We start from the raw sequence: 23696 nt of genomic DNA, 5'->3' as shown, positions 1-23696 counted from the left end.
TGGTCGTACTGTTGAAGTGCTCAACATCAGCCAGTGACGACGCCGTCGAGGCCTCCTCGGCGGCATGCCCAAGGAGGCAGTGATGCGCTACATTCCCGAACCCTTCAAGATCAAGATGGTCGAGCCCATCCGCATGACGACGGAGGAGGAGCGGCGGAAGCTCATCGCTGAGGCCGGCTACAACCTGTTCTCCCTCAAGGCGGAGGACGTCTACATCGACCTGCTCACCGACAGCGGCACGAACGCGATGAGCGACACCCAGTGGGCTGCCATGCTGACCGGCGACGAGTCCTACTCCGGTGGCCGCAGCTACTACCAGCTCCTCGACAACGCCCGCGAACTGTTCGGGTACGAGTGGATCCAGCCGGTTCACCAGGGCCGCGCGGCCGAGAAGGTCCTCTTTCCCGTCCTCATCGAGAAACCCGGCCAGTTCGTCATCTCCAACACGTTCTTCGACACCACCCGCGCCCACGTCGGCCTCGCGGGCGGTCGCCCGGTCGACTGCGTGTGCCCCGAGGGGCTCGACTCGATGCACGAGGCCCCCTTCAAGGGCAACATGGACGTCGGCCGCCTCGAGGCGTACATCGACGAACTGGGCGTGGAGAACATCGCCGGCATCGTCATGACGATCACGAACAACTCCGTCGGTGGTCAGCCGGTCTCGATGGCGAACATGAAGGCCACGGCCGAGGTCGCCGCCCGGCACAACATCCCGCTCGTCATCGACGCCGCCCGCTTCGCCGAGAACGCCTTCTTCATCAAGTCGCGCGAGGAGGGGTACGCCGACAAGAGCACGCGCGAGATCACCAAGGAGTTCTTCTCCTACGCCGACATCTTCACGATGAGCGCCAAGAAGGACGCCGTGACCAACATGGGTGGCCTCCTCGGGGTTCGCGAGGAGGGTGAGCACGTTCCGGACGTGAGGTCGCTCGTCATCTCCAGCGAGGGCTACATCACCTACGGCGGCCTGTCGGGGCGTGACCTCGCCGCTCTCGCCGTCGGACTCGTGGAGGGTCTCGACGAGGACCACCTGGAGTACCGGCTCGGCCAGGTCGCCTACCTCGGCGCGCGACTCGACGAGTTCGGCATCCCCTACCAGCGACCCGCCGGTGGCCACGCCATCTTCATCGACGCCGGCAAACTCCTGCCCCACTTGCCCTGGAACGGATACCCCGGCCACGCCCTCGCGGTCGAGCTCTACATCGAGGCGGGCATCCGCGGGTGCGACATCGGCTCCTACCTCATGGACCGCAACCCCGAGACGGGAGAGGAGCAGCAGGCGCCGCTGGAGTTCACGCGCCTCGCGATCCCCCGCCGCGTCTACACCCAGGCCCACCTCGACGTCATCGCCGAGGCCCTCGGTGAGATCAAGAAGCGCGCCGAGCAGGTCAAGGGCTACGAGATCACGTGGGAGCCCAAGGTCCTGCGCCACTTCACCTCCAAGCTGCGCCCCGTGGATTGAAGGAGCGACGATGAGTACCCGACCGGGTCAGGGGCCGAGCGCCCCTGACGCGGTGACCGGCACCCCCGGCCTCCGCCGCAACCTGCAGAATCGGCACATCCAGATGATCGCTCTCGGCGGGGCGATCGGCACGGGCCTCTTCTACGGCTCCGCCGGGAGCGCGCAGATCGCGGGCCCGTCCGTCCTGCTCACGTACGCACTCGGCGGTCTCGCGATCCTCATCGTCATGCGTGCCCTCGGCGAGATGTCGTGGCACACGCCGGTGTCGGGAGCGTTCAGCTATTACGCGACCGAGAACTGGGGGCGCTTTCCGGGATTCTTCTCCGGATGGAACTACTGGTTCAACTACATCTTCGTGTCGATGGCAGAGCTGTCGGTCGTCGGGATCTACGTCAACTATTGGTTGCCCGACGTGCACCCGGGAATCACGGCGGCGGTCTTCCTCGTCATCATCACGGCCGTGAACCTCATCGACGTGAAGGCCTACGGCGAGTTCGAGTTCTGGTTCGCGATCATCAAGGTGATCGCGATCATCGCGATGATCGCTCTCGGCCTGTTCCTCATCGTGGGCGGACGCGGCGACGCGGTGGGCACGAGCAACCTGTGGGCGCACGGCGGCTTCATGCCGAACGGCCTGTGGGGAATGCTCAGCGCACTCGTGGTCGTGATGTTCGCCTTCGGCGGTGTCGAACTCATCGGCATCACGGCCGGTGAGGCCGACAACCCCCGCACGACGATCCCGAAGGCGATCAACCAGGTCGTCTACCGGATTCTCATCTTCTACATCGGAGCGTTGTTCGTGGTCTTCTGCCTCGTGCCGTGGAACACCCTCGACGAGAAGCACAGTCCGTTCGTGCTCATCTTCGACCAGCTCGGCATTCCGGCGGCCGCGACGATCCTCAACATCGTCGTCCTCACGGCTGCGGTGTCGGCCTACAACAGCGGCCTCTACAGCAACGGCCGCATGCTCTACAGCCTCGCGCTGCGCGGTGACGCCCCGGCGTTCCTCACCAGGCTCAACCAGAGCGGGTCGCCCTACGTCGGCGTGCTCGTCTCGTCCGCGGTCACCGGCGTCGCAGTGGTGATGGTCTTCGTCCTCGGAGAGAAGGTCTTCCTCCTGCTCGTCCCGATCGCGCTCATGGCGGGCATCTTCAACTGGACGATGATCCTCATCACCCAGATCCTCTTCCGCAGACGGATCGGGCCGGAGGGTGTCGCGCGACTCGGGTTCCGCATGCCGTTCTTCCCGATCGCCAACTACGTCGTCCTCGCCTTTCTCGCGTTCGTCGTGTTCGTCATGACGACCCAACCCTCCAGCCGATTCACCCCGCTGTACGGCCTGGCGTGGGTCGGCATCGTGGGCCTGGGCTACCTCGTGCGGTCCCGGGCCGGCCGGCGCCGCACCGAGGCGGCGGACGCATCGCCTCCCCGGCAGGCGACCTCCCCTCACGCCTGACCGCACCCTGCCGGGTCGAGCGGCACCCGCCCGACCCGGCAGGCTCGTCGGCGGCTCTCACCCGCACGGCCGCTCCACGGCGCGGCACAGCAGAAGACGGCCCCGTCGGGGTGTTCCGTGTCGGGTTCAGTGGGGGCTCTGCCGCGCGGCGGGTGGCCGGAACATCACTGCCCGTCCAGAACGCCTGCCCGTTTGACGAGAGATCCTGGCCGCAGGTGTACTGATGCGAGATCGTTCCCCGAGGGTCGGGGTGAACGACGACGACTCGATCGAGAGCACCGCGCCGAGGGGCGAGAAGGGGAGGTGGCCGTCATGGCCTGCTGCGCAGAGCACGTCTCGCTTCCTCCATTCTTCCTGTGCACGCCCCCCACGCTCTAGAACGACTCCGGAAGGGACTCGTCCGGCGGTGGGCGTGCGCGCCCTGCGTCACGAATCGAGTCAACCGTGCAACCCATCACCGAGCAGCAGATCCGCAGTTCCTTCGTCAACGCCTCCAAGGGTGAGGCCAACCGAGCGACCATCCCCGAGCTGGACCACCTCGATTGGGGCTCCCTCGACTACCTCGGCTGGACCGACGCCAAGCGCCCCGGAATCTCCTATGTCGTCATGCATGTGGACGGCACCGTACGCGGCATCCTCCTGCGTGCGGCCGGAAGCGGTGCCCCCACCAATCGCAAGGCCATCTGCGTGTGGTGCGAGGACGTCAAGGCGACCGACAACGTGCGCATGGTGATTGCGCCACTTGCAGGAAAGGCCGGCCGAGATGGGGGCACGATCGGCACCCTCGCCTGCGCCGGCTTCGCCTGCTCGTCCAACGTCCGGCGGGCCCCCTCGAGAAGCGAGATCGGCGATCAAGCGACTGCGGAGGAACGAGAGTTCTGGACCGGGCTACGCATCGAAGGATTGCGCGAGCGTGTCGCACGCTTCATCCATCAAGTGATGCGCGACGACTGAGGTGCAGCGGCCGTGTCGGCGTGGTCGGCGTCGGCATGGCCGTAGCCCCGCCCGACCCGGCATGCTCGCCGGCGACTCTCATCCGCACAGCTCCTCCACAGGCGCGGCACAGCAGAAGACGGCCCCGTCGGGGGTTCACTGGATGACATGACGACCACCGCACGTCTCACCCGGCCCGACGGCTCACCCCTGCGGGTGCTCGTCGTCGACGACGAGGTCAACCTCACCGAGTTGCTGTCGATGGCGATGCGCTACGAGGGCTGGGAGGTACGCAGCGCGGCCGCAGGCCTGGTCGCGGTGCGTGAGGCGAAGTCGTTCCGACCCGACGCGGTCGTCCTCGACATGATGTTGCCCGACTTCGACGGCATGGAGGTGCTGCGGCGGATGCGGGCGGAGGACCCGCACGTGCCGGTGTTGTTCCTCACCGCCCGTGACGCCGTGGAGGACCGGGTGGCGGGTCTCACCGCGGGCGGCGACGACTACGTCACCAAGCCGTTCAGCCTCGAAGAGGTCGTCGCGCGCGTCCGGGGACTCATGCGGCGCACCGCGGCGAGCACCGACGACTCCTCCGCACTCCTCGTCGTCGGCGATCTCACGCTCGACGAGGATTCCCACGAGGTCACTCGCGGCGGTGACGAGATCACTCTGACCGCCACGGAGTTCGAACTCCTGCGCTACTTCATGCGCAACCCACGGCGGGTGTTGAGCAAGGCACAGATCCTCGACCGCGTGTGGAACTACGACTTCGGCGGTCAGGCCAACGTCGTCGAGCTCTACGTCTCCTACCTGCGCAAGAAGATCGACGCGGGCCGGGATCCGATGATCCACACGATGCGTGGCGCCGGCTACGTGCTCAAGCCGGCCTCGTGAGCACGGCCGTCTCGGGTGTCGTGCTCGACGCCCATCCGGAGGTCGCACGTCGCCGCGGTCGGGCGTGGACCCTGCGCCGCACACTCGTCACCTCGATCGTCACGTTGTTCGCCCTCGTGACGCTCGGCAGCGGGATCGGGATGAGCGCATTGCTCGAGCGCAGCCTCATGGCCGAGCTCGACGCCCGCGTCGCGACGACGGCCACCCGCGTCCTCGGCCCCCGAGGCCCGCAGAACCACGGCGGGCCGCCGTCGAACGGCCGTCCGCTCGCCGACATGCTCGTCGTCGTCGTCGACGGATCGACGGTGGTGACGAACACCGTCACCGTGCGACACGACGAGACCGGATCTCTCAACCCACCGCAGGTGCAGGCCCTGCTGCAGGCCGGGCTCACGAGCCGACCCTCGACGGTCGATCTCGGTGAACCGTTCGGCGCCTACCGGCTCGTGGGGTCGACGACTCCGGACGGTCGGCGCGTCGTCGCCGGTCTACCGCTGCAGCCGCTGCTCGACTCCGTCCGGCAGATGCGGATCATCACCGCCGGCCTCGGCCTGCTCGGGTTCGTCCTCGTCGGGCTGGGCACGGCCTGGCTCGTGGGCCGTGCGCTGAGGCCGCTGGACCGGGTGGCCGCGACCGCCACCCGCGTCTCACGGCTTCCGCTCTCCAGCGGAGAGGTCACGCTCGCCGAGCGCGTCCCCGCCCGCGACACCGACCGCCGCACCGAGGTGGGGCAGGTCGGCGCCGCGCTCAACGACCTGCTCGAGCACGTCGACGCCTCTCTACGTCACCGGCAGGAGAGCGAAGGGCAGTTGCGGCGGTTCGTCGCCGACGCGAGCCATGAGTTGCGCACACCGCTCTCGTCGATCCGCGGCTACACCGAGCTGTCCCTGCGCGACCCGCGGCTGCCCGGCGAGGTGCGCACGTCCCTCACGCGCGTCGAGTCGGAATCCGGACGCATGGCCGCGCTCGTGGAGGACCTGCTGTTGCTCGCGCGTCTCGACGCGGGGCGGGAGCTGGAGCGCGAGCCGGTCGACCTCGCGATGCTCCTCGTCGAGACCGTGAGCGACGCCCGCATCGTCGGCCGCGAGCACACGTGGCGGCTCGAGCTGCCCGACGAGCCCGTCGAGGTGACCGGCGACCGGGCGCGGCTGACCCAGGTGCTCGTCAACCTCCTGGCCAACGCGCGGCTGCACACCCCACCCGGCACGACGGTGACCGGGGCACTGCACCCGGACGGCGAGGGCGCCGTCGTCACGATCACCGACGACGGCCCAGGCATCGACCCGAGCGTGCTGCCGACGATCTTCCAGCGCTTCTCCCGTGGTGACACCGCTCGCCATCGCCATGGCGGCTCGACCGGGCTCGGCCTGTCGATCGTGCAGGCCGTGGCGCTCGCGCACGGCGGTGAGGTGGCGGTGGACTCCCGACCGGGACGCACGTGCTTCACGCTGCGGCTGCCACGTGGGTGAGCAGACCCGACCACGAACGCACTGCCGGGGCATGCAAAGACCGCTCGTGAGGGCACGGTGATCGTGGCCGACACGAGCGGTCTGTCTGCGGAGGCGGAGGGATTTGAACCCTCGATGGGGTTTAACCCCCAAACCCGCTTAGCAGGCGGGCGCCATAGACCGGACTAGGCGACGCCTCCACGCCGCAACTCGCCCTCAGGAGGCGCGAAGAACGGCAGAGGCCAGCCTACCCGGGAGACTCCCTGGGGCACAAAACCGCCCCGCCGACCGTTGAGTCATGAAGACCTGGACCGGCATCAGGCCACCAATGCACGCAGAACAGTGTGGAAACTGCCGATGACCGGTGCAGAATTGGTGGGATTGCGTCACGGGACGCGGGGAGGGAACACACACGATGACCGGTGCGCATCCGGACGGCGGGCCCCGGCGAGGCCTCGGCCGACTCGTCGGGATGACGACGCTGGGCACGATCCTCCCCGGCTCGGGCCTGCTGCTGAGCAACCGCCGGGTCATCGGCGGAACCCTGCTCGCGCTCTTCGTCGCCGCCGTCGTCGCGGCCGCCGCCTACGTCTACGTCGAGGGGCCGACCGACGCCGCGCTCTACCTCGGGGTGCGCCCCAACCTGCTCCTCGCGCTGGTCGGCGTGGGCATCGCCGCGCTGATCGTGCTCGCGATCTCCGTCGTGCACACCGCCGTGGTCAACTGGCCCACCCGCCCGCAGACCGGCAAACGCGTCTTCGCCTCGCTGTTCACGACGATCCTCGTGCTCGCGATCATGGCCCCGGCCGCCCCCGCGCTGCAGTACGTGATGATCCACCGCGACACGGTCTCCTCGATCTTCGCCCACGGCGGCATCCGCCGCGGCGACGGCGCAGCCACCCCCCTCGGCAGCGGTGAGGACGCCTGGCGCAACGTCCCGCGGGTCAACGTCATGCTCATCGGCTCCGACGCCTACCCCGGGCGCCCCGGCATCCGTACCGACTCGATGATCGTCGCGAGCATCGACACCCGGACCGGCAACAGCGTGCTCTTCGGCATCCCCCGCAACCTGGAGAAGGTGCCTTTCGGGCCGGCCAATCCGCTCTCGCAGGTGTATCCGAACGGCTACGACTGCGGCGACAAGTGCCTGCTCAACGAGGTGTGGAACGAGGGCGACAAGCACAAGGCCCTCTTCCCCGGCGACCCGATGCCCGGCCTCACCGCGACGCGTCTGACGCTCTCGGAGATCCTCGGCATCGGCATCGACTACACGGTCGTCATCGACATCCGCGGCTTCTCGGCTCTCGTGGACGCGATGGGTGGAGTCGACATCGACGTCAAGGAGCGCATCCCGATCGGCGGCAAGGTCGAGAACGGACGCATCGTCCCGGGCTCGATCTCGGGGTGGATCGAGCCGGGCCCGCAGCACATGGACGGCTACACGGCCATGTGGTACTCGCGTTCGCGAGCCACCACCGACGACTTCAACCGCATGGCCCGGCAACGCTGCATGGTCGGCGCGCTGGTCAAGCAGGTGAACCCGGCCGTCATGCTCGAGCGGTACCCCGCCCTGGCCAAGGTCGCGAAGGACCACGTGTACACCGACGTGCCCGAACAACACCTCGGGGCGTGGGCGCAACTCGTGTCGCGCATGCAGGAGGGCAAGATCCGCTCGCTGCCGTTCACGAACAAGATCGTCAAGGTGACCGACCCCGACTTCGACCACATGCGAGAGATCGTCCAGAACGCGATCTCGCCCGCCCCGGCCGAGGGCACGCCCACACCGTCCGGCAGCGGGACGCGCACCCAGAGCCCCACCCCGACGAGCACTCCTTCGGGCTCACCGACCACGCACGAGCCCAAGCAGGGGCTGGTCAACGTCAACGACGCGTGCTGACCTCGTCGCCGTCACGGCGCCGACGGCGCCACGCACGCAGCGCCGCCACCGTCATCGCCGCCAGCGCGACGAGCGCGACCCAACCCGCGTAGATCGCGTACTGCTTGACGACGACGACCGCGGACTCACCGAGCCACGCACCCAGCAGAACGCACAGGCTCTGGGTCACCGCAGCGGCCGCGAGGTCGAGCGCGACGAAGACGCGAAACCGGCGGCCCGCCGTGCCGAGTGCGACGATGACGAGCTCGCGCGCGACCGGCAGGGGCACGTAGGTCACGGCGATCGCGGGCACCTGGTAACGACGCACGAGTGCCTCCGCCCGCGCGATACGTCGCCGCGCGCGAGGAGTGTCACCCGCGACCCGCACGAGCGCGTGCTCACCCCACAACCGCCCGGCCCACCAGAACACCCAGTGGAACTTGAGGATCGACACAGTGGCGACGAGCAGCGGCCACAGCCACGCCCGCCCCTCGGCGGCGGCCAAGGCTCCGACCGCGACGAGGGCCGGGCGGCTGCCCGTGATCGCCGCCAGTGCCGCTGGGTCGAGACCGAGCAGCCAGGCCCGCAGCGGCACCGCGACGAATCCGTAGATCGTGACGACGACGAGCCCGGCCGCGACGACGGCCTCGAGGCGCGTGCGCGTCGCACCCGGCCCGCTCGCGAGGCTCATGCGTCGCCGGCCGCCCGGGCCCGCGAGCGGGACTTGCGCATGGCTCCGAGGACGATGACGACGAAGATCGCCAGGGTCAACCACAGCGAGTAGCGCGCGATGACCTCGACGGCCTGCACGACCGGCTCACCGATGCGGAACCCGAGATAGAGCCACAGTGCCTGCACGATCCCGGCGGCGACCAGGTCGACCACCAGCAACTTGCGGAACGAGGTACCCGACACTCCGAGCACCGCGCACACGAGGCTGCGAGGGATCGGCAGGATGGGTACGTTGCACAGCACGATCGCGAGCGTCGCGTACCGCCGCGCCAGCGCCTCCGCCCGCGCGGCCTGCTTGGCCTTGCGCGCGGAGTCACCGACGAGGCTCACGATGAAGAAGTCCCCCCACAGACGGCCCGCCCACCAGAAGAGCAGGTCCAGCTTGATGACGCTGATCGTCGAGAGCACGAACGCGGCGACGACCACCACGAGACCGGTCGCGCCCACCGCGTGCTGGGCTCCGATCGTCACCAGCGCACTGCGGCTGCCCGACAACGTGGCGAGCACGAGCGGGTTGAACGCCAGCAGCGTCGGCCGCGCCAGCATGATCACGATGCCGTAGACGGCGCTCAGAGCCAGGAGGGTCATGCACACGTAGTCGGCGCGGCCCGGCGTGTAGTCCTCCGGCCAGAACGCGGCCTGCGCGGAGCTGCCGGAGCCCCCCTGCGCACCCGGCGCGGGCCGGTCCCGGGACTCCTCGGACGTGGACGAGCCACGCGCCGAGGGAAGATCGCCGAGGTCGGGAGTCGGGCGTCTCGCGCCGTGTTCTGCGGCCGGCGTCACGTCGCGGCGGTGTTCGTCGTCGCTCACGCCCTTCAGGGTAGGTCACCCCTGCTGAGGAGCCCCGACATGCGCGAAGGGCCCCCGGTGATGACCGGGAGCCCTTCGCGGAAGTCTGTGATGATCAGAGCGGGCGGACGTTGTCGGCCTGCGGACCCTTCGGACCCTGCGTGACCTCGAACTCGACACGCTGCGCCTCATCGAGCGAGCGGTAGCCGTTCGTCTGAATCGCGGAGTAGTGCACGAAGACGTCGGGGCCACCCCCATCCTGCGCAATGAAGCCGAAGCCCTTCTCAGCGTTGAACCACTTGACGGTGCCCTGTGCCATGGGGAAAACAACTCTCTACTGGTGTGGCGATGGACGTCGCACTTCGCGGCGTCCCGGCTGCCGCACGAGACCCCTACGTCGAGCGGGACACCTGTGCACTACGCCAGAGCGAAGCACACGCGCCGGCGACCGTAGCCGTACTGCGAGGAACTGCACTTGCAACCGCGATCACGTTAGCACGACAAGACGCCATACAGCAGGGGGGAGGAGGAACCGTTCCGGCGGATCCGGCGGTCGCAAAGCCCCTGGTGGCGTCGTCATTCTCAAGTGTCGATGACCGTGATGGTACCCCACGGCCACGCCTGGGGAACGTCCCGATGAACGAGTCGTGACGGCCGGGGGTGCGTCTGCGGGCCCCACGTTCTCGACCGGCGAGCAGGTCGCCGTCACCCGCGACAGCCGCACGAACCGCGGTGGGTGACCTCACCACGCAGACGCAGGGTCGACGGTGTGGCTTCCGGATCCTCGATGCGCTTGGCCAGCAACTGAACCGCCCGGGCTCCCATGGCGAAGGTCGGCTGGGCGATGGCCGTGAGGCCGGGGCTGCACAGGTCTCCCCACGGCGGGTCGTCGAAGCAGACCACCGCGATGTCGTCGGGAATCAGGCAGCCCGCCTCGTTCAGGGCTCGCAAGGCGCCCATACTCATCGAGTCGTTGGCGATGAACACCGCCGTGGGGCGCTCGGGCAGAGCGAGTAGTGCGCGCATCGCCCGGCGGCCGCCCGTATCCGTCGAGTCGCCACTGACGACGAGTGACTCGTCGACCGCGACCCCGGCAGCGTCCATCGCCGCCCGATACCCGGCGATGCGCTCCTCCGTCGTCGACAAGCCCTGCCGCCCCGACATGCACGCGATGCGCCGATGGCCTTTGGTCAGCAGGTGCTCGACGAGGGTCACCGTCGCGCGCTCGTTCTCGACGCCGACCTGATCGAACTGCGCGCGCTGGAGACGATCGACGAGCACGCACGCGAGCCGGTGTTCACGGATGACCTTGGCCGCTCCCGACGTCCATCCTGCGGTGGGCGAGATGAGCATGCCCCGCACGTGATGGGCGACGAGGTTGGCCACGGCGGCGCGTTCGCGCTCGGGGTCGTCGGAGGTGTCGGAGACGAGCACCGCGAACTTCTGGCGCCGCGCCTCACCCTCGATGCCCGCGAACAACTCCTGGTGGAACGGATCTCCGGAGAGTGGGATCGCGACCCCGATCGTCGTCGTCGCCCCCGCGGCCAGCGACCGCGCCACCGGCTGGTGGGTGAACCCGAGCCGTTCCATCGCCTGCCGGACCTGCCGACTCGTGTGCGCCGCCACCGGGCGCGTGCCGTTGATGACATGGGAGACCGTGCTGACCGAGACTCCCGCCTCCCGCGCCACCATCGTCATCGTCACCGCCGCCATACCTCCATCGTTGCGCAAAAAGCGGCGCAAGCGGGCTCTCCTTCGCGGATCTCTTCGGTTCCGCACGCGGATGTCGCGAATGCCTGACCCGATCGGGTTCGGGATCGGGCGGCCTGCGCGGGTAACGTGGATCCGTCGATGCCTGTACGGCCTCGACGTGGAGGGCTCGCATAGTGGCCTAGTGCGGCGGTCTTGAAAACCGCTATGTCGGTAACGGCATCGTGGGTTCGAATCCCACGCCCTCCGCCCTGCCTGCCCTCTCCCCCGTCTCGTTGGTGCTCCGGCAGCGCTCCTGGTCGAGGCGGTGGCGTGATCATGACGGCAGATGGGATGGCAGGCACGGTGGGGTGATCACCCCGGTGTGGCTGCCATCTCGGCTGCCACCTCGACGCGGTTCTTCACGGCGCGGCTCCGGACTGGGGTGGCGGCGTGGCGTGTCGGACAGGGAGCGTATGTCGGGGTGAACCCGTAAAGTCGCCTCCAGTCGACGAAAGGGATGTACCCATGAAGCTCAAGCTCGCCTTCCTCTCCGGTGCCGCGGTCGGCTACGTGCTCGGCACTCGCGCCGGTCGTGACCGTTACGACGAGATGAAGAAGCAGGCGGACGCCCTCTGGCACGACCCGCGTGTTCAGGAGAAGGTGTCGACCGCGACCGAGACGGTCAAGGACAAGGCCCCGGACGTGGGCGCGAAGCTCTCCTCGGCTGCGGGCAACGCGGCCTCCGCCGCCAAGGACAAGGCCTCGTCCGCCGCCGATGCCGCCAAGAACAAGGCGTCGGAGGTCAGGAACTCGAACGACGGCGCCATGATCGGCGAGGAGAAGGGCAGCGACTACTCCCCGCGGGAGACGAAGGTCCAGTCCTCGTGACCGATGCCACCGGTCACGGCGGTAGCGACGACATCGACCCGGCTGACGTGGCCCGCCGGGCGGAACTCCTCCCGGAGGAGCGCGCCGCCGGCAGCGACGATCCGGACGACCAGGCCGAGGTCATCCTCGAGGAGTCCGAGGAGCGCACCGAGAACGAGGCGGTCGGCATCCGCGACGACAACGTCGCGTCCGAGCCCGACTGATCCGCGCCGCACGGCAGGAAGGGGCCCGATCCACACCGGATCGGGCCCCTTCGCCGTCGATTCGAGCGAGCGAAGCGAGCTCTTGAATCGACGGAACAAAGAACGCCGGGGCGAGGCCGCGCCCGAGCGGCAAGTACGCGTCAGATCCAGAGCGCCGGCTCGGCGTACATGGCGTCGACGGGTGGCGGGCGGGGATGCCGGTGGCGACGTTGTTCGCCGGGACGTCCTTGACGACCACGGAGTTGGCGCCGATCTGCGAGCCGTCTCCGAGGGTGACGGCGCCGAGGATCTTGGCGCCTGCTCCGACGGTGATGCCGCTGCCGAGGGTGGGGTGTCGCTTGCCCTTGTCGAGGGTGCGGCCGCCGAGGGTGACGCCTTGGTAGAGCATGACGTCGTCGCCGATCTCGGTGGTTTCGCCGATGACGACGGCCATGCCGTGGTCGATGAAGAACCGCCGGCCGATGGTGGCTCCGGGGTGGATTTCGGTGCCGGTGGCGGTCCGGGCGATGTTGGAGAGCACTCGGGCGGGGATGCGGAGTTTGTCGTGTTGCCACATGGTGTGGGCGACGCGGTGGGCCCAGATGGCGTGCAGGCCTGGGGAGACGATGGCCATTTGTGCGCGGGAGGTGGCGGCGGGGTCGCGTTCGACGGCGGCGTCGAGGTCTTCGAGGACGGTGTCCTTGACCTTCTTCCACCAGGGGCGGCGGTCGGGGCCGCTCGGGTGGTGGCCGTCTTCGTGGGTGCAGGTGATGCCGACGCAGCGTTCGGCGTCCTCGGGCGGGTCGTAGCGGGTGTCCCGCGTGTCCCCGACCAGCCGGAGAGTGGGCAGGGCCTTGCGTGCGGCCTGGACGACCGAGCTTGCCTGTGTCATGTCTCGTCCTTCGATCGGGGATGTGCGGGGGTCAGTCGGTGAGTCCCTGGAAGAGGACGGTGGAGAGGTAGCGCTCGCCGAAGCTGGGGATGATGACGACGATGGTCTTGCCCTTGTTCTCGGGGCGTCGGGCCACCTGCTGGGCGGCGGCGAGGGCGGCGCCGGAGGAGATGCCGACGAGCAGACCGTCCTTGGTGGCGGCCTTGCGGGCGAACTCGACGGCGGTGTCGACGTCGATGTCGATGACCTCGTCGTAGATGCCGGTGTCGAGGACCTCGGGGACGAAGTTGGCGCCGAGGCCCTGGATCTTGTGGGGGCCGGGCTTGCCGCCGTTGAGGATCGGGGATTCGGCGGGCTCGACGGCGACCATCTTGACGCCGGGCTTGCGCTCCTTGAGCACTCGGCCGACGCCGGTGATCGTTCCGCCGGTTCCGATGCCGGAGACGACGATGTCGACGTCGCCGTCGGTGTCGCGCCAGATCTCTTCGGCGGTGGTCTTCGCGTGGATGGCGGGGTTGGCCTCGTTGGCGAACTGGCGGGCGAGCACTCCGCCGCGCTCCTCGACGATCTGTTCCGCCTTCTCCACGGCGCCGCGCATGCCTTCGGGGCCGGGGGTGAGGACGAGTTCGGCGCCGAATGCGCGCAGCAGGGCCTTGCGTTCGGCGCTCATCGTCTCGGGCATGGTCAGGACGACGTCGTAGCCGCGGGCTGCGCCGACCATCGCGAGGGCGATGCCGGTGTTGCCGGAGGTGGCCTCGACGATCGTGCCGCCCGGCTGGAGCTCGCCTGCGGACTCGGCCGCGTCGACGATCGCGACACCGATGCGGTCCTTGACGGAGTTCGCGGGGTTGTAGAACTCGAGCTTCGCGGCCACGGTCGTGGAGTCGTCGACGCCCTCGAGGGTGCGGTTGACCCGGACGAGGGGGGTGTTGCCGACGAGCTGGGTCACGTCGTCATGAATGGGCACGGTGTTGCCTTTCGTCGAGTTCGATCTGCGTCGATCTGCGCTGCGGGAGACGTGGTCGACCGCGCGTGCGGTCGCCTCTATGGGCGACAACGCCGCAGCGCGTTATCGGTATTCCAACCTCACCTTATGATCCGCCGCCCGGGCTTCGCGAACCGGGCGGCTCCGTGATGCGAGACGAACGCGCCGCCGACTCAGTGCCGTGACGAGCACCGATGCGGAAAGAGACTGGGAGAGAACGATCCTCGGCCGGCCGTGACGGACGCGTCCGCCCGTGGGTGCGTTCGCTCACACCGAGCACGCCGCGCGATGCGCTCACATGGCGCATGAGGCGGGCCGTCGGGCCATCGACCACGGGACGGCGGCCCGATCCCCCGGAGCCTCGAAAGCTACTGGCGGGTCACCTCGTTTCGGCGAAAACCGTGAGACCACCCACACCACGGGATCGAACGGCGTCCGTCGGGGCAAAACACACGAACGACTCCGTATTCTCGAGCCATGTCAGCGCTGCAGATCACGGCGATCGTCCTGTGCCTCATCGTCCCGACGGTCGGATGGGTCCTGCTCTTCCGGCAGGTCTACCGCTACACCGCGTTGTTCCGCACCGGCGCGCCCGACCACACCCGCACCGGGCAACCGGGCCGACGCACGGCGACGCTGTTGCGGGAGTTCCTCGGGCACACGCGCATGGCGCGGCTGCCGGTGGTCGCGATCGCCCACTGGTTCACGGCGCTGGGCTTCCTCATCCTGTTCACGACGCTGGTCAACGCGTTCTTCCAGCTCGTGTGGCCGGAGTTCCGCCTGCCGATCATCGGGCACTTCCCGCCGTTCGAGTGGGTCATCGAGGTGTTCGCGTGGGGCTGCCTCATCGGCATCCTCGTGCTGATGGCGATCCGCCAGAAGAACCACCCGCGCAGCGCCGCCGGCGATCACGGCCGCCGCAGCCGGTTCTTCGGATCCGTGTGGTGGCAGGCGTACTTCGTCGAGATCATCATCCTGCTCGTCTCGATCTGCATCCTCTCGCTGCGTAGCCAGGAGGCGGCGCTCGTCCGCCTCACCGAGCCCGACACGAACGTCTGGCTGCACTTCCCGCTCTCCGCGCCGCTGAGCGGGTTGTGGATGTCGCAGAGCGTCACCTGGATCGAGCAGTCGATCGTCCTCGTCGCCGCGATCAAGATCCTCGTCTCGTTCACGTGGATGATCGTCGTGTCGCTCACCCCGACGATGGGTGTCGCGTGGCACCGGTTCCTCGCGTTCTTCAACATCTGGTTCAAGCGTCACGCCGACGGCCGCACGAGCCTGGGTGCGCTGCAGCCGATGACGGTGAACGGCCAGGCCGTCACCGCCGAGAACCTCGAAGACCTCATGGAGGCCGCCGAGGAGGACGCCGGCGACGACGACGAGGCGACGATGACGATGGGCGTCGGCCACGTGCAGGACTACACGTGGAAGCAGCTGCTCGACTTCTCCACCTGCACCGAGTGCGGCCGCTGCCAGAGCCAGTGCCCGGCGTGGAACACCGACAAGCCGCTCTCGCCCAAGATGCTCATGATGACGATGCGGGACCACGCCGAGGCCGTGTCCCCGTGGCTCAAGGCCACCGCCGACGAGCGGGGCGCGCTGCCCGAGCACACCCGTCAGCTCGCGACGGTGCCCCTGGTCGGCGACACCGGCTACGAGGCAGAGCACCCCCTGGGGGCGTACGACGCGCTCGGGCCCGAGGCGATCATCGACTCCGACGTGCTGTGGTCGTGCACCACGTGCGGCGCGTGCGTCGAGCAGTGCCCGGTCGACATCGAGCACGTCGACGCGATCGTCGACATGCGTCGTCACCAGGTGCTCATCGAATCCGCGTTCCCCACGGAGTTCGGCGGCCTGTTCAAGAACCTCGAGTCCAAGCAGAACCCATGGGGCATGGCACCCAAGATGCGCCTGGACTGGGCCAAGGGCCTCGAGTTCGACATCCCGGTCGTCGGCAGCGACGTCGAGGACCTCTCGGAGGTCGACTACCTGTTCTGGGTCGGGTGCGCCGGCGCCTTCGAGGACCGCGCGAAGAAGACGACCCGCGCCGTCGCCGAGCTGCTCGACGAGGCGGGAGTGTCGTTCGCGGTGCTCGGCGAGACCGAGGCCTGTACGGGCGACTCGGCCCGCCGCGCGGGCAACGAGATCCTCTACCAGATGCTCGCCGCGCAGAACATCGAGATGCTCGACGAGGTCGGCGCCAAGAAGATCGTCGTCACCTGCGCGCACTGCTACAACACCCTGCGCAACGAATACCCGCAGAACGGTGGCACGTACGAGGTGCTGCACCACACCCAGCTCCTCAACCGGTTGGTGCGCGAGAAGCGACTCGTGCCCGTCGCCCGCCCCGAGGAGCACCCCGGCCTGTCGTCGGCGAAGAACGTCGCCTCCACCGCGCCGTCGGTCACCTACCACGACCCGTGCTACCTCGGCCGGCACAACAACGTGTACGCCCCACCGCGTGAGCTCATCGGCGCCCTCCCGGGGGTCGAACTGCGCGAGATGCCGCGGCACGGCATGAAGTCGTTCTGCTGCGGCGCCGGTGGTGCCCGCATGTGGGCCGAGGAGAACCTCGGCACCCGCGTCAACCTCAACCGCACCGCCGAGGCCGTGGAGACCGGCGCCGACCGCATCGCCGTCGGCTGCCCGTTCTGCCGGGTCATGCTCAGCGACGGCCTCACCGCCATGCAGTCCGACGGCGAGGCACGCGAGGAGGTCGAGGTCGTCGACGTCGCCCAGATGCTGCTCGCCGCCGTGCGTCGTGGTGAGGAGCCGGACGCGGCCCCGGACGAGGACGTCGACGTGACCTCCGCCGGCGAGTTCGGCGCGGCCGGTGGCGAGACCCCGGCCGAGGTCGAGAAGGAGGCGAAGGACGAGGCCGCCGAGGGTGGCTCCGGAGAGTTCGAGGTCGACGACGAGACGGCCGAGGCCGCCGAGCAGGCACGCGAAGAGACCGCCGAACAGCCCGTCGCCGAGACCGAGGCGCCCGCGGCCGCTGCGACGGAGGGCAAGGCGAAGGGCAAGATGTCGGCCGCCGACGCCCTCGCCATGATGCAGGCACAGGGCGGCGGTGCTGCTCCTGCGCAGGAGTCGGCTCCCTCGCAGGCGCAGTCGCCGGCGAGCGAGGAGGCGGCCCCCAAGGCGGCGGCACCGAAGGGCAAGATGTCGGCCGCCGACGCCCTCGCGATGATGCAGGCACAGGGGGGCCAGGCCGAGACCGCCCCGGCGTCGAGCGAGGCCGCTCCCGCCGCGGAGTCGCCGACGACGCAGGCGCCCCCCGCGGAGGCCCCGAAGGCCGCCATGCCCAAGGGCAAGATGTCCGCCGCCGAGGCTCTCGCCGCGATGGGTGGTGCCGCAGGTGGTGCGGCCGGTACCGCTGAGACCGGCGGGGCCGAGGCGAGCGCACCCGCGAAGGCTCCGGCCGCGCAACAGACGGCCACGCCCGCCGGTACGGCCCCCCAGGCCTCGGCGCCGCAGGGCAAGCCTGCCGAGATGCCCAAGGGCAAGATGTCGGCCGCCGACGCCCTCGCGATGATGCAGGCGCAGGGCGGGCAGACGGCGCCCTCCGCCGAGCCTGCCCCCGAGGCCGAGCCGTCGGCTGCGGCGCAGGCACCGGCCGCTCCGGCCGAACAACCCCCGGTTGCGGCCCAGGCGGAGCCTCAGGCAGCTCAGGCACCGCCCGCCGCGACTTCGGACAAGCCGGCACCGGCTCGTTCGAGCAAGCCGGTGGAGATGCCCAAGGGCAAGATGTCGGCCGCCGAGGCCCTCGCGATGATGCGGGCGTCCTCCCCTGCCCCGGCGGACGAGGCCGACACGCCCGCGACCGTCGCGGAGGAGCCGGCCGCACCGGTCGAGACCGCCGAGGCACCCGCGGCGGTCGAGCCACAGGAAGCACCGGCGCCGAAGACGGAGTCGTCCGCCACGGCCTCACCTGCGGCCGGAACGGCCCCCGAGGCCGAGACGACGGCACCGCCATCGGCCCCGTCGACAACGGCGTCGGCGAAGACGACCCCGGCTCCGGCGAAGGCGGCTCCCGCCAAGCCCGTCGAGATGCCCAAGGGCCGGATGTCGGCGTCTGAGGCGTTGGCGATGATGGGCGGCTCGAGCGCTTCGACCCCCGCAGCCGAACCGGCACCCGAGCCGCCGGCCGCGCCGCAGCCCGAGGCATCGACGCCACCGGAGCCGACGACGTCGTCGCAGCCCGAGGCTCAACCGGCGGTCGAGGCCGAGCAAGAGGGTCGAGCGGCGGTCGAGACCGAGACCGACGACGCTCGGGACACCGATGCCGCCAAGGCGCAGGATCAGGCCGCCGAGGCGGCAATGACCTCGACCCCGGCGACGCAGGACGCGCCGCAGGTGGAGGCGTCGGAGCAGGTCGACACGCCGACGCAGACTGCGCCCGAGGCCGAGGACGAGGACGAGGCACCGGTTGCACCGACAGCGGAGCCCGCGACCGAGCCCACGGCAGGGGCCCCGAGAGAGAGCGCGCCGGAGACTCCCTCGACGGCCACGCCTGCGCCGGCGGCCGGCGCGTGGGGCAAGCTCGTCGAGGCGGCGGGCGGCAAGACCATCGCCGCGTCGGAGGCGATGCGGATTCTCGGGGGCAACTGAACCTCGGGCAGCCACGGAACGGGCCGGTGGATGGCGATGTCGTCGCGATCCACCGGCCCGTTCCGCGTGCTTCGCCTCCTCCGGACGTTCTGGGAGATCGACGGAGACGGCGGCGCGTGCCGAGAAGACGACGACCTCGTCCGGGGTGGGATCATCCGGAGGTGACTGCGGATCCTGTGCTGCTGCTGACCCTGCACGGTGTGCGGCTGCTCGGCTTCACGACGCCGCAGAAGATCGCCGCGCTCTACGCGCTGGACCCGAACGAGGTGAGCGAGCACCTGCTCGACGCCGAGGCCTTCGGGTGGGCGCGGCGCACGAGCTTCGGGGGCGACCAGGGGTGGTCGCTCACGGACGCGGGGCGGGCACGGAACGAGGCCTTGCTCGCCGCGGAACTCGACGCCACGGGTGCGCGGGAGTCGGTCGTCGACGCGCACACGGCCTTCCTCCCGCTCAACGACCGGCTCGGGCCCCTCATGACCCGCTGGCAGCTTCGTCCGACCGCGGCGGACCCGATGGCCGCGAACGACCACCGCGACGCCGCCCACGACGATCGGGTCGTCCGCGGCCTGGGCAGACTCGTCGCCGATCTGCGCCCGGTCACCGCGCAGCTCACCGCGACACTCCCCCGGTTCGGCCTCCATCAGCGCCGCTTGGAGGACGCGCTCCTCCGGGTGCGGTCGCTCGAGAACGCGTGGGTCGACTCCCCCGACCTGCCCTCGCTCAACCTCGTGTGGATCCAGCTCCACGAGGATCTGCTCGCCACCCTCGGCATCCCGCGAGGCGCCGAGGACTCCTCACGTTGACCCGCGGCGGGTAGAGCACCGCGGTCGTCCCGGGTGCCGTGCGACCGCTCACGTCTCCTCGCCGGCGAACTGCGCCGCGTGGAGCCGGGCGTAGGCCCCGCCGGCCGCGATGAGTTCGTCGTGGCTGCCCTGTTCGACGATGCGTCCGTTCTCCATGACGAGGATGAGGTCGGCGTCGCGGATGGTGGACAGACGGTGGGCGATGACGAAGCTCGTGCGGTCGCTGCGCAGTGCCGTCATGGCCTGCTGCAGAAGAAGCTCGGTACGGGTGTCGACGCTGGAGGTGGCCTCGTCGAGGATGAGCAGGCTCGGACTCGCGAGGAAGGCCCGCGCGATGGTGATGAGCTGCTTCTCACCTGCGGAGATGCTGCCGCCCTCGTCGTCGAGGATCGTGTCGTACCCGTCGGGCAGGTGGGAGACGAACCGGTCGACGTACGTGGCCTCGGCGGCGCCGCGGATCTCCTCGTCGGTGGCGCCGGGCCGGCCGTAGGCGATGTTGTCGCGGATCGAGCCCTGGAACATCCACGTGTCCTGCAACACCATGCCGATCTGGCTGCGCAGCTGTCGGCGTGACATGTCGGTGATGTCGACGCCGTCGAGGGTGATGCGACCCGCGTCGATCTCGTAGAACCGCATGATGAGGTTGACCAGCGTGGTCTTGCCGGCGCCCGTCGGGCCGACGATCGCGACGGTCTGCCCGGGTTCGGCGACGAGGTCGAGGTGCTCGATGAGCGGCCGGGCGGGGTCGTAGCTGAACGAGACGTCGTCGAACTCGATGCGCCCTCGTGCCCGCGCGGGCAGGTCTGCGTGGGGGTGGTCGGGGACCTGCTCGGGTGCGTCGAGGAGCTCGAACACCCTCTCCGCCGACGCGACTCCCGACTGCAACAGGTTGGCCATCGACGCGACCTGTGCGAGCGGCTGGGTGAACTGGCGGGAGTACAGGATGAACGCCTGCACGTCGCCGAGGGTCATCTGCCCCGAGGCCACCTTGAGTCCGCCGACGACCGCGACGAGCACGTACGTGAGGTTTGCGATGAACACCATCACGGGCATCATCAGGCCCGAGACGAACTGGGCGCCGAACGCGGCGTCGTACAGCTCGCCGTTGGTCCGCAGCGCGTCGGCGACCGCCTCCTTGCGGCGGCCGAAGACGGTGACGAGCTCGTGACCGGTGAAGGCCTCCTCGATCTGCCCGTTGAACACCCCGGTGCGGTTCCACTGCCGGACGAACTGCTTCTGGCTGCGCTTGGCGATGAACCCGGTCGCGACGGCCGAGAGCGGAATCGCCACGAGCGCGATGAGCGTGAGCAGTGGTGAGATCCACAGCATGATGCCGAGGATGCCGACGACCGTGACGAGCGAGTTGAGCAGCTGACCGAACGTCTGCTGCAGGCTGTGGCCGAGGTTGTCGATGTCGTTGGTGACGCGGCTGAGCAGCTCACCGCGGGGCTGCCCGTCGACGTACCCCAGGGGCAGTCGATGAGTCTTGTTCTCGACGTCGTCGCGCAGGCGGCGCATCGTCACCATCGAGACGTAGTTGACGATGCGCCCGGCGAGCCACATGAGCACGGCGGAGGCCGCGTACAGGGCGACGGCGACGAGCAGCACCTGCCCGATCTCGGCGAACGGAACTCCGCGGCCGGGCACGACGTCCATGGCCGACAGCATGTCGGCGAGGTTGGTCTGCCCCTGCGCTCGGAGGCCCGCGACGACCTGCTCCTTGCTCACGTCCGCGGGCAGCCGGGCGCCGAAGACACCCGCGAAGAGCAGGTCGGTGGCCAGGCCGAGCACCTTCGGGCCGAGGACCGAGAGGGCGACGCTGACGATCGTGAGGAGCACGGCGGCGAGGACGTGAAGACGCACCGGCGTGAGGCGCCCGAGCAGCCGCCTGCCGGAGCCGAAGAAGTCCATCGACTTCTCCGCGGGCACACCGACACCGTGGCCGCCGCCGCCCTTGCGCCGGGCCTCCTTGGCGACCGCCGCCTCGTCGGCCTCGTCCGACGCGCTCGAAGACGCCGAGGCCTTCGGCGCCGCGTCGGCGCTCATGACCCGGGCTCCTCGGCGTGGGAGCCACCGTCGTCGGGCAGAACTCGGGTCGTCCCGCCGCCCTGCACCGCTCCCGTTGACCGCTCGGCGGCGACGAGCACGCCGGCGTCGTCGAGATCGGAGACGCGAAGCTGCGAACTGACGATCTGCTGGTACGTCTCGCACGTGTCGAGGAGCTCGTCGTGGGTGCCGATGCCGACGACGCGACCCGCGTCGAGCACGACGATCTGGTCGGCGTCGACGATGGTGGAGACGCGTTGGGCGACGACGATGACCGTCGCGTCGGCCACCCACGGCACGAGTGCCGCGCGCAGGCGTGCGTCGGTCGCGACGTCGAGGGCCGAGAACGAGTCGTCGAACAGGTACAGCTCGGGGCGGGCGACGAGCGCGCGGGCGATGCACAGCCTCTGCCGCTGCCCGCCGGAGACGTTGCTGCCGCGCTGGCTGATGGGGTGATCGAGGCCGTCGTCGTAGGCGCGCACGAAACCCGCCGCCTGCGCGACCTCGAGCGCGGCCCAGAGCTCGTCGTCGGTGGCCTCCGGGCGGCCGAACCGCAGGTTGGAGGCGACCGTGCCACTGAACAGGTAGGGCTTCTGGGGCACGAGCCCGACGCGCGTCCATACCTGCTCGGGGTCGATGTCGCGCACGTCGACCCCGTCGAGCCGCACCGAGCCACCGGTGGCGTCGAAGAGCCGCGGCAGCAGCTTGACCAGCGTCGTCTTGCCGGAGCCGGTGCTGCCGACGATCGCCGTGGTCGTGCCCGGCCGTGCGGTGAACGAGACCCGGTCGAGCACCGGCTCCTCCGCCCCGGGGTAGGTGAACGACACGTCGTCGAACTCGACCTCGCCGTGCAGATCGCCGAGCGGGACCGGGTTCGTGGGCGCGACGACGCTCGTCGACTCGGCCAGCACCTCACCGATGCGCTCGGCCGAGACGGCGGCGCGAGGGACCGTGGTCGCCACCATCGTCGCCATCATGACGCTCATGAGGATCTGGGTGAGATACGTGAGGTAGGCGAACAGCGAACCGATCTCCATCCCACCGGAGTTGACGCGGTGCGCGCCGAACCAGATGACCGCCACCGTGGAGAAGTTCAGCACCGCCATGACGACGGGGAACATGAGCACCATGAGCCGGCCGACCTCGAGCGTCGTCTGCGTGAGGTCTTCGTTGGCGGCGCCGAAACGGCGTCGTTCGGCCTCCTCGCGCGTGAACGCCCGCACGACCCGGAGCCCGGTGAGCTGTTCGCGCATGACCCGGTTCACCGCGTCGAGACGCGTCTGCTGTTGCCGGAACAGCGGCACCATGCGGCGGATGATGAGCAGCACCGAGACCATGAGCACCGGCACCGCGACGGCGACGAGCCACGACAGCCCCGCGTCCTCACGCAAGGCCATGACGATGCCGCCGACCATCATGATCGGGGCGCCGACGAGCATGATGCAGGCCATGAAGACGAGCTGCTGCACCTGCTGCACGTCGTTGGTGTTGCGCGTGATTAGCGACGGGGCGCCGAAGCGGGCGATCTCGCGGGCCGAGAACGTCATCACCCGTTCGAGCAGCTGCGCCCGCACGTCGCGCCCGAGGCCCATCGCGGCACGGGCGCCCGCCCAGACCGCCCCGATCGCACACGCGATCTGGATGAACGAGGCGAGGAACATCGGCACGGACACGGCCCAGATGTAGTCGACGTCGCCTTTGGCCACCCCGTTGTTGATGATGTCGGCGTTGAGCGTGGGCAGCCACAGCGCCGCGAACGTCTGACCGAGCTGGAACACGCACACCAACACGAGCAGGCCGGTGTACGGAGCGAGGAATCGCCGCAGGAGGCGGGTCAGCACGTGAGGCTCCCCTGGTGTCGAAGGAGTGACGCGGCCGGCGGGTGCGTCGGATGTCGTCAGTGTGGCGGACGCCTCCGACAACCCTTCGGGGGCCGGGGAGTGCACTGGCGGTCGTCGTCGAGGCGCCGGATCGTCTGGCACCGACGATAGTGGAACGCCGCTTCCGCGA

Annotated in this window: 17 protein-coding genes, 2 tRNA genes and 1 pseudogene; 11 read left to right on the top strand and 9 right to left on the bottom strand. The window is 69.5% G+C overall.

Annotated elements, in window-relative coordinates; genetic code table 11:
* Window positions 1-82: 82 nt before the first annotated feature.
* The 5 genes from BN1197_RS10465 to BN1197_RS10445 all read left to right on the top strand — a co-directional run bounded on the left by BN1197_RS10465 (window position 83) and on the right by BN1197_RS10445 (window position 6211).
* Window positions 83-1462 carry a tryptophanase gene (locus BN1197_RS10465; protein ID WP_040159725.1) on the top strand — a complete coding sequence of 460 codons (1380 nt, stop codon included), beginning with the start codon at window positions 83-85 and terminating at the stop codon, window positions 1460-1462.
* Window positions 1463-1472: 10 nt separating this feature from the next.
* Entirely contained in the window at window positions 1473-2918 is a 1446-nt protein-coding gene (locus BN1197_RS10460; protein ID WP_052466491.1) for an amino acid permease, read from the top strand.
* A 444-nt stretch (window positions 2919-3362) separates the two neighbouring features.
* Entirely contained in the window at window positions 3363-3872 is a 510-nt protein-coding gene (locus BN1197_RS10455; RefSeq protein WP_040159291.1) for an FBP domain-containing protein, read from the top strand.
* A gap of 147 nt (window positions 3873-4019) precedes the next feature.
* Window positions 4020-4742: a response regulator transcription factor gene (locus BN1197_RS10450; RefSeq protein WP_040159289.1), complete on the top strand. Its 723-nt coding sequence runs from the start codon at window positions 4020-4022 to the stop codon at window positions 4740-4742.
* Window positions 4739-6211: a sensor histidine kinase gene (locus BN1197_RS10445; RefSeq protein WP_082043796.1), complete on the top strand. Its 1473-nt coding sequence runs from the start codon at window positions 4739-4741 to the stop codon at window positions 6209-6211. Before BN1197_RS10450 ends, BN1197_RS10445 begins: the two co-directional genes overlap by 4 nt.
* A gap of 88 nt (window positions 6212-6299) precedes the next feature.
* Here BN1197_RS10445 and BN1197_RS10440 read toward each other — a convergent pair.
* Window positions 6300-6390, bottom strand: a tRNA-Ser gene (locus BN1197_RS10440).
* Between the two features lie 272 nt (window positions 6391-6662).
* On the opposite strand from BN1197_RS10440, the gene BN1197_RS10435 reads away from it, so the two are divergent.
* A complete protein-coding gene (locus BN1197_RS10435) occupies window positions 6663-8087 on the top strand; it encodes an LCP family protein (RefSeq protein ID WP_245851886.1) in 1425 nt (474 codons plus the stop codon).
* Here the strand turns inward: BN1197_RS10435 and BN1197_RS10430 are convergent.
* The 4 genes from BN1197_RS10430 to BN1197_RS10415 form a co-directional block, all read right to left on the bottom strand.
* Window positions 8071-8757, bottom strand: coding sequence for a hypothetical protein (locus tag BN1197_RS10430; RefSeq protein WP_052466489.1), 687 nt, complete (start codon window positions 8755-8757; stop codon window positions 8071-8073). The genes BN1197_RS10435 and BN1197_RS10430 overlap by 17 nt on opposite strands.
* The gene (locus BN1197_RS10425; RefSeq protein WP_040159285.1) at window positions 8754-9608 is read right to left on the bottom strand and encodes a DedA family protein; all 855 of its coding nucleotides are present in this window, start codon (window positions 9606-9608) and stop codon (window positions 8754-8756) included. Before BN1197_RS10425 ends, BN1197_RS10430 begins: the two co-directional genes overlap by 4 nt.
* Before the next feature lie 94 nt (window positions 9609-9702).
* The gene (locus BN1197_RS10420; RefSeq protein ID WP_040159283.1) at window positions 9703-9906 is read right to left on the bottom strand and encodes a cold-shock protein; all 204 of its coding nucleotides are present in this window, start codon (window positions 9904-9906) and stop codon (window positions 9703-9705) included.
* 386 nt (window positions 9907-10292) lie between these two features.
* Window positions 10293-11300 (bottom strand): LacI family DNA-binding transcriptional regulator, encoded by a 1008-nt coding sequence (locus tag BN1197_RS10415; RefSeq protein WP_040159281.1) that lies wholly within the window; start codon window positions 11298-11300, stop codon window positions 10293-10295.
* Window positions 11301-11459: 159 nt separating this feature from the next.
* Here BN1197_RS10415 and BN1197_RS10410 point away from each other — a divergent pair.
* The 3 genes from BN1197_RS10410 to BN1197_RS10400 all read left to right on the top strand — a co-directional run bounded on the left by BN1197_RS10410 (window position 11460) and on the right by BN1197_RS10400 (window position 12370).
* Window positions 11460-11546: transfer RNA gene (locus BN1197_RS10410), tRNA-Ser, on the top strand.
* 258 nt (window positions 11547-11804) lie between these two features.
* Window positions 11805-12167 carry a hypothetical protein gene (locus BN1197_RS10405; RefSeq protein ID WP_040159279.1) on the top strand — a complete coding sequence of 121 codons (363 nt, stop codon included), beginning with the start codon at window positions 11805-11807 and terminating at the stop codon, window positions 12165-12167.
* Window positions 12164-12370, top strand: coding sequence for a hypothetical protein (locus BN1197_RS10400; RefSeq protein ID WP_040159277.1), 207 nt, complete (start codon window positions 12164-12166; stop codon window positions 12368-12370). The genes BN1197_RS10405 and BN1197_RS10400 overlap by 4 nt, the downstream gene beginning before the upstream one ends.
* Before the next feature lie 184 nt (window positions 12371-12554).
* Here the strand turns inward: BN1197_RS10400 and epsC are convergent.
* Both epsC and cysK read right to left on the bottom strand, forming a co-directional pair.
* A pseudogene (gene epsC, locus BN1197_RS10395) lies at window positions 12555-13121 on the bottom strand (serine O-acetyltransferase EpsC); the annotation flags it as partial.
* A 151-nt stretch (window positions 13122-13272) separates the two neighbouring features.
* The gene (gene cysK, locus BN1197_RS10390; RefSeq protein ID WP_040159275.1) at window positions 13273-14208 is read right to left on the bottom strand and encodes a cysteine synthase A; all 936 of its coding nucleotides are present in this window, start codon (window positions 14206-14208) and stop codon (window positions 13273-13275) included.
* A gap of 495 nt (window positions 14209-14703) precedes the next feature.
* On the opposite strand from cysK, the gene BN1197_RS10385 reads away from it, so the two are divergent.
* Complete coding sequence (locus tag BN1197_RS10385; protein ID WP_040159273.1) at window positions 14704-18837, top strand: (Fe-S)-binding protein; 4134 nt, start codon at window positions 14704-14706, stop codon at window positions 18835-18837.
* 161 nt (window positions 18838-18998) lie between these two features.
* On the top strand, window positions 18999-19640 hold the full coding sequence (locus tag BN1197_RS10380; protein ID WP_040159271.1) for a hypothetical protein: 642 nt from the start codon (window positions 18999-19001) through the stop codon (window positions 19638-19640).
* A gap of 48 nt (window positions 19641-19688) precedes the next feature.
* On the opposite strand, the gene BN1197_RS10375 is transcribed toward BN1197_RS10380, so the two are convergent.
* Both BN1197_RS10375 and BN1197_RS10370 read right to left on the bottom strand, forming a co-directional pair.
* Complete coding sequence (locus tag BN1197_RS10375; protein ID WP_052466487.1) at window positions 19689-21686, bottom strand: ABC transporter ATP-binding protein; 1998 nt, start codon at window positions 21684-21686, stop codon at window positions 19689-19691.
* Window positions 21683-23527, bottom strand: a complete 1845-nt coding sequence (locus tag BN1197_RS10370; RefSeq protein ID WP_082043795.1) for an ABC transporter ATP-binding protein — start codon at window positions 23525-23527, stop codon at window positions 21683-21685. The genes BN1197_RS10375 and BN1197_RS10370 overlap by 4 nt, the downstream gene beginning before the upstream one ends.
* Window positions 23528-23696 lie beyond the last annotated feature (169 nt).

The organism is Mobilicoccus massiliensis, assembly GCF_000826525.2.
Taxonomy (GTDB): Bacteria; Actinomycetota; Actinomycetes; order Actinomycetales; family Dermatophilaceae; genus Mobilicoccus; species Mobilicoccus massiliensis.
This window is presented reverse-complemented; position numbering and strand designations above follow the sequence as displayed.

Bases quoted from the DNA above. Each gene is read 5' to 3' on its own strand.
- BN1197_RS10420 (WP_040159283.1), bottom strand. From the start codon at position 9,906: ATGGCACAGGGCACCGTCAAGTGGTTCAACGCTGAGAAGGGCTTCGGC.
- BN1197_RS10465 (WP_040159725.1), top strand. From the start codon at position 83: ATGCGCTACATTCCCGAACCCTTCAAGATCAAGATGGTCGAGCCCATC.
- BN1197_RS10430 (WP_052466489.1), bottom strand. From the start codon at position 8,757: ATGAGCCTCGCGAGCGGGCCGGGTGCGACGCGCACGCGCCTCGAGGCC.
- BN1197_RS10375 (WP_052466487.1), bottom strand. From the start codon at position 21,686: ATGAGCGCCGACGCGGCGCCGAAGGCCTCGGCGTCTTCGAGCGCGTCG.
- BN1197_RS10460 (WP_052466491.1), top strand. From the start codon at position 1,473: ATGAGTACCCGACCGGGTCAGGGGCCGAGCGCCCCTGACGCGGTGACC.
- BN1197_RS10405 (WP_040159279.1), top strand. From the start codon at position 11,805: ATGAAGCTCAAGCTCGCCTTCCTCTCCGGTGCCGCGGTCGGCTACGTG.
- BN1197_RS10435 (WP_245851886.1), top strand. From the start codon at position 6,663: ATGACGACGCTGGGCACGATCCTCCCCGGCTCGGGCCTGCTGCTGAGC.
- BN1197_RS10450 (WP_040159289.1), top strand. From the start codon at position 4,020: ATGACGACCACCGCACGTCTCACCCGGCCCGACGGCTCACCCCTGCGG.
- BN1197_RS10385 (WP_040159273.1), top strand. From the start codon at position 14,704: ATGTCAGCGCTGCAGATCACGGCGATCGTCCTGTGCCTCATCGTCCCG.
- BN1197_RS10415 (WP_040159281.1), bottom strand. From the start codon at position 11,300: ATGGCGGCGGTGACGATGACGATGGTGGCGCGGGAGGCGGGAGTCTCG.